Origin of the sequence: Bartonella sp. AP57NXGY (assembly GCF_042195805.1) — a bacterium.
Lineage (GTDB): Bacteria > Pseudomonadota > Alphaproteobacteria > Rhizobiales > Rhizobiaceae > Bartonella.
Map to the genome: position 1 here is coordinate 12,718 of NZ_JBHIOZ010000023.1, position 6,750 is coordinate 19,467.

The 6,750-nt window shown below is 41.8% G+C and carries 4 protein-coding genes; 1 reads left to right on the top strand and 3 read right to left on the bottom strand.

The window, feature by feature from the left end; all coding sequences use genetic code 11:
• Positions 1-79: 79 nt before the first annotated feature.
• Entirely contained in the window at positions 80-2,275 is a 2,196-nt protein-coding gene (locus ACFIL8_RS04275) for a primosomal protein N' (RefSeq protein WP_375688989.1), read from the bottom strand.
• A gap of 1,150 nt (positions 2,276-3,425) precedes the next feature.
• Here ACFIL8_RS04275 and fsa point away from each other — a divergent pair.
• Complete coding sequence (gene fsa / locus ACFIL8_RS04280) at positions 3,426-4,079, top strand: fructose-6-phosphate aldolase (RefSeq protein ID WP_375613172.1); 654 nt, start codon at positions 3,426-3,428, stop codon at positions 4,077-4,079.
• Here the strand turns inward: fsa and lptE are convergent.
• Both lptE and leuS read right to left on the bottom strand, forming a co-directional pair.
• Entirely contained in the window at positions 4,076-4,684 is a 609-nt protein-coding gene (lptE, locus tag ACFIL8_RS04285; protein WP_375628707.1) for an LPS assembly lipoprotein LptE, read from the bottom strand. The genes fsa and lptE overlap by 4 nt on opposite strands.
• Positions 4,671-6,750 (bottom strand): leucine--tRNA ligase (gene leuS / locus ACFIL8_RS04290; protein WP_375688991.1); only part of this gene is annotated, 2,080 nt, incomplete at its 5' end. The genes lptE and leuS, both read right to left, overlap by 14 nt.

Below are 6,750 nucleotides of genomic sequence, written 5' to 3' on the forward strand. Positions count from 1 at the left end.
TGGATGCTTATTCTGAATAATATAAGAGTTCAAGTAAAGCACCTTAAGCAAAGAGATCTTCACTTATGCGATACTGGTTTTAGAAAAAACTTTGCGGATCAATATCAATTTGAACCCGAACGGAACTGGGCATTTTGGGTGTACCGCTAAGCATTGCACGTATAAACCCTTGTATATCAAAAGAACGCTGTCCTTGCAGCAAAAGCCGAAAACGATAACGCCCCCGAACCAAAGCCAAAGGCGCTTCTGCTGGTCCCATAACCGAGATATTTTTTTCCCGTGGCGCTGCCTGACGCAATGCGCGCGCATAATGTTCTGCTGCTTGGCGCTGTTGTGCAGACACGATCAAAGAGGCAAGCCGCCCATAGGGAGGCAAATGATAATGCTGACGTGCTGCAATCTCACGTGTGTAAAAATCTTCTGGCTGGCATGCAAGTAAGGCTTTGATGACCGGATGATCTGGTTGATAAGTTTGCAATAATCCTAAACTTTTCAATCCCACACGCCCTGCTCTTCCGGTAACTTGAGAAAGCAGCTGATAGGTACGTTCACTTGCGCGTAAATCGCCATTGGCAAGACCAAGATCAGCATCAATAACACCAACCAGAGAGAGCTTGGGAAAATGATGTCCTTTAGCGACTAACTGTGTTCCAATAATAATGTCCACATCGCCATTTGCAATGGCTTGTAATTCGCTTCGCAACTTCCCAATCCCTCCTTTGAGATCTGTTGAAAGAATCAATGATCGCGCTTGAGGAAAAAGCATTTGTGTTTCTTCGGCAATTCTTTCCACACCCGGTCCGCAAGCCACAAGATGATCTAATGTCCCGCATTCAGGACAGGCTTCAGGAAGTGGTTCATGATATCCACAATGATGACATTTCAGTTGCCCTTGCGCACGATGTTCGACCAACCAACTTGAACAATCGGTACAATGAAAACGATGTCCGCAAATTCGGCATAAAGTCAAAGGTGCATAACCACGACGATTAAGAAAAAGAAGAGCTTGTTCGCCCTTATCAAGCGTTTGTTTTAAAGCCCTTTCAAGAGCAAAGGAAATAAAGCGCCCCTTTTGCACTCCTCCTTGGCGCATATCAATCACCCGCAACTGTGGAAGTGCAACTTCTTTAAAACGGGAAGGTAAATGCACCTTTTGATAACGCCCTTTTAAAACATTGGCTTGGCTTTCAATCGACGGTGTTGCTGAAGATAAAATAACAGGAAAATGCTCAAAAGAGCCCCGTGCAACAGCCATATCACGCGCATGATAAAAAATGCGCTCTTCTTGTTTATAAGCGCTATCATGCTCTTCATCGACAACAATCAAGCCAAGCTCATGAAAGGGAAGAAAAAGTGCCGAACGAGCCCCCGCAACGACACGCACCCGCCCTTCTGCAACTTGCCGCCAGACGCGTTCTCTACGACGTGGCGTCAGATCAGAATGCCATTCTGCTGCCGCAGCGCCAAAACGTGCATAAAAACGATCTAAAAACTGCTGAGTTAAAGCAATTTCCGGCAATAAAATTAAAACCTGCTTGCCCCCTTTGAAAGCTTGAGCGACCGCTTCAAAATAAACTTCCGTCTTTCCTGATCCGGTAACACCATCAAGCAAAAAAACTTGAAACTGAGAAGATAAAACACCTTCCCGCAATAATGTTGCTGCTTCATTTTGCGCTCCCTGCAACTGAGGGGGACAAAAATCAGGATCAGGCATTGCCACAAGATCAGGAGCAGGAACCTTAACATCTTCAAAAATTCCTAGCGCTTTTAAACCTTCAACAACAGAAACCGAAGTTCCAGCCGCATGTGCCAGACCAGAACGTGTCCATATCTTCTCATTACGCACCAATTCCAAAATCCGTGATCGCGCTGGTGTGAGACGTTCTACATTTCCACCACAATATCGCAAACCCAGCATCTGCGCTTCCGGCTCTAAAGCAGCCGGTACCGACAAAACCAATCGTGCTACAAGACCAAAAGGTGCCATTGTATAGCGACTAACAAAACGCAAAAATGTGATCATTTCTGCCTTTAATGGGGGACAATCAAAAACATGAAGCAGAGAGCGTAATTTTTCACGCGCCACAGGAGCAGACTTTTGCCCATCGGCTGTCTGCTCTCCAACGTCCACAACAAAACCGCAAAGCTCACGCCCCATCAACGGAACCCGAACAAAGGAACCAACGTTCACCTCCATAGAAGATGGAACTTTATAACTATAAGCGTGAGCAACAGGAAGAGGAACCAATACGGATACAATCTTTTCCTCTATCATGTTTGAATTCATCTTTTAAACCAATCTACGACCTATTGAACACCAACAGGCCTAAACCTTAATCTTTAAACACTCTTATAAAATTCATTGCAGGATTCAATCCCCCCGATTACAACACTTTTCTAACAAAAATTCTTTTTAATACTCATTTCATCACCAAAGTGCCAATAAAAGAACCAATCTCATCGTCTATAATAAAAAACTCTATAGCAAAAAAAACAGCGCCATTCTTCTGTGCAAATAAAGCGCATCACTATTAAGCATTCAACATGCTATCGGTTAAGTGCATCCTTCAACAAAGCGATCCCATAGTATGACTTCTTCCCAACGCACACTTTTATTTTTTTACCGCCTCATATCTCAATTTATCTTCAACAAACTGATTTATAAAGATATAATCATCATTTTACCTATTGTAATAAAACCCTCAATACGATGAATTTTTCTCATTTCAACCCCATCGAGGAACATTTGTAAATCCTTATTGATGAAAGAGTATCCCATGATTTTAATTATAGGGAGAATAATATTGCAAATGGAGCCGTTACAATATTCACCTTGGCTTTGTGCCAAAACGTGAAAACACGTGTATACATCTTTCAGCTTGATTGAGAATCAAGCAACAATACAAGCAGCACAAAAGCGTATTGTTGAAGAATGGAGAACACAGAATAAATCAATGTAATTGACCATAAAAAAACCCTTCATGCGTAAAATTTTACAGGCGTTCTTCAACAGTGTTTTACGACAAAATAAATCCATCCGCTTTCATCAAAAACAAAGTTAAACATACCCCCTAAAAAAGGAAGGTATCTTATGATGCACTCTCAAATATCAAGAGCAATCGCAAATAGGAAATGAGCAAAGTGTTTGATAATGCTAGCTTATTTCCATAAATATAAAAACACCGCTACGCAAAGATGCCAATACGCAAAAATGTTGGTACGCAATGAATTCTATACCTTATCACGAGTAACACTATGAAATGGGTGTGGAAACGATAAATCATATTTCTTTACCGAAAACGGGTACATGATTAACACCATAGCATTCTTGTTCTTTACACAGATATTAATTCTTTCTCTTGCTTTTGCAGTCAACAATAGCGCATAACAAAAAATAGGATAAAGCTAAAAAGAAGAGGTTAGAGATGAAATTTTTTGTGGATAGCGCCAATATTGAAGAAATTCAAGAGTTACAGAATTTAAGCCTTGTTGATGGTGTTACCACCAATCCCTCTCTTATCCTAAAATCAGGACGCAATATTCTTGATGTTACAAAAGAAATTTGTGCTCTCGTTAGCGGACCTGTTTCTGCTGAAGTTGCAGCAACGGAATTTGAAAGCATCATGAAAGAAGCAGCTGTTTTAGCAAAGATTGCCGACAATATTTGTATCAAGCTTCCTTTAACACTCGATGGATTAAAAGCCTGTAAAGCCCTCACAGCAGCAGGACTAAAAACAAATCTCACACTTTGTTTTTCTGCCAATCAAGCCTTATTAGCCGCCAAAGCAGGCGCAACATTCGTTTCACCTTTTATTGGTAGACTTGATGATTGTGGAAATGATGGAAGTGAACTGCTTCATGAAATTCGCACAATTTATGATAACTATAACTTTGAAACACAAATCTTGGCCGCTTCAATCCGCACCGTTAATCATGTCAAAGAAGCAGCACTCAGTGGTGCTGACATTGCAACAGTTCCACCAGCAATCTTAAAAGCACTGGTCAAACACCCTCTCACCGACAAAGGGTTGCAAATATTCCTCGACGACTGGAAAAAAACAGGACAAAATATTGCTTAATATCTAGAATTTTTATTGGAAAGATCTTTTGAAAGTAACAAAAAGATCTGTTCAGCCAACTCTTCCGCAACACGTTTTTTTGCATCTTCTTCTGCTTGCAGCGTTGCATATTCTTGACGAAGTCGCTCAAAAGATGCATTCATCATTGCTGTTCCTTTTGCAACAAGAGTATTTTTCATATCCTGCAAAGTGTAAGAAGCTCTGCTCATAACAGTTCCAACAGAAGGTCGTCCCTTTCTCTTTTTCTCGAAATCAACCTCTATCTGCATAGATTCTCTTGTAAAGACGGATATCTGTAATGCCAATTGATAAGCAGGTAGAGAAGGTTTAGCACCATTTCCATACAAAAGAAAAAGCAGATGGTTGCGCACCATTTGTCCAAAACGATCCGAAGGTTCTTCCACAACAATAGAAGCAAGCTTTTGCGCTAATCCCAAAGAAGCTTGTCCAGAAGGGTATCCAGAAGCAGGATTCCCATAAGAAGCAGAATCCATTGTCATTGCACTCTGCAACTCTTGACGGTAAAGCGGTTCAACTTTGCATCCACACAACAGTGTGAATACACCAGCTAAAATGACAAGAATAGAACTTCTAAAAAACGACATTCACAATCCTTTGTGGAACAACAATGATTTTTTTCACAGGCTTTTCAATTAGCTGCGCCTTTACAAAATCTAACGCCAAAACCGCTTCTTTAATCATCACCTCATCAGCAGTTGCTGCAACGCTCACCTCACCACGTTTTTTACCATTAATTTGTACTGGCAAAGTATAGCATTCCGCAACGGTTAACGTGGGATCATAAATAGGCCAAGCAAGCGCAGATATTAAATTTTTTCCCCCTAAAGCAGCATGACATTCTTCTGCTAAATGGGGCATCATGGGTGCAATCATAGCAAGAAAAAAATCCATAGCTTGACGTAAAGAAGCTTTCATTTCATCGTCAACACTTTCTATCCTATTTAACAACGGCGCCATAATATTCAAGAATTCATAAAGGCGTGCAATAGCCCGATTAAAAGCGAATTTTTCCAAATCATCTTCTACAGCGTGGAGCGTGCGATGTGCGACCTTTGAGAGTTCCAAAGCCGCTCCCTGATGCCCTGCACAAGGCGCCACATCCTTTAAAATAGAAGCACTCACAGCCACATGGCGCCAAACACGCTGTACAAAGCGATGTGCACCTTCAACACCAGATTCTGTCCAAATGACATCCCGCTCGGGAGGAGAATCTGACAACACAAACCAACGCACAGTATCAGCGCCATAAGATGCAATAATATCATCAGGATCAACGACATTCTTTTTTGATTTTGACATTTTCTCAATCAAACCAATCGTCACTTCACTTTGATCGGTTAATTTATAAGCACACCGCTTTCCATCTTTTTCAACAATCGAAATTTCTGCTGGAGAAACCCACCCTTGATCATCCCGATAGGTTTCATGCACCACCATCCCTTGGGTAAAAAGCCCCTTAAAAGGCTCATCTACCGTCACATGACCGACCAATTTCATAGCACGCATAAAAAAGCGCGCATAAAGAAGATGCAAAATGGCATGCTCAATTCCACCAATATATTGTTGCACAGGCAACCATTCAGCTGTTGCTTGTTTGTCAACAGGTCCCTGCGCAAAAGGAGCCGTAAAGCGTGCATAATACCAAGAAGAGTCAACAAATGTGTCCATGGTATCGGTTTCGCGTTTGGCAGGTTGACCACAGGAAGGACAAGTAACATTTTGCCATGTTTCATGTCGTGCAAGAGGATTTCCTGGTTGATCAAAAGTAACATCATCAGGCAACACAACCGGTAAATTGGCACGTGGAACAGGAACAACCCCACAAGTTGTACAATGGATCATCGGAATGGGGCACCCCCAATAACGTTGACGTGAAATCCCCCAATCACGCAAACGAAATTGCACTGTTTTCTTCCCTTGCGGTTGCCCATTGAGCATTTGTTTTTCAAGCTTTTTAGCAGCTTCTTCAAAAGCTTGTCGGGGTGTCAAACCATCCAAAAAACTGGAATTGATCATCACCCCATCACCCGTATAAGGTGTTTCAGGTGTGACAAAATCTTCTGCTTGCTCTCCTTTTGGCAAAACCACGGGTTTTATTGGAAGATCATATTTACGCGCAAAATCGAAATCTCTCTGATCATGAGCTGGACAACCAAAAACAACCCCTGTTCCATAGTCCATAAGCACAAAATTCGCGATATAAACGGGAATATGTACTGTTGAATCGAAAGGATGAACAGCCAAAAGGGGCGTGAGAAACCCTTGTTTTTCAGCTGTTTCAAGTGCTGCCGTTGTCGTTCCACCACACCGACAATTTTCAATAAAAGCACTCAACGCTTTGTCTTTTTTTGCCAAAGCTTGTGCAATAGGATGATCAACAGACAGAGCCAAAAAGGAAGCGCCAAACAGTGTATCAGGACGCGTTGAATAACAAACAACCTCATCAAATTTCTCACAAACATCATCAGCATCACCCGCCGACTTTAAGGCCCAACGAATCAGCAAACCTTGTGATTTTCCAATCCAGTTTTTTTGCATGGTGCGAACTTTTTCCGGCCATTGGTTCAGCTCTTCAAGCCCTGCCAAGAGATCTTCACTAAAGTCGCTAATTTTGAAAAACCACTGCGTCAACTCACGTTGTTCAACCAAC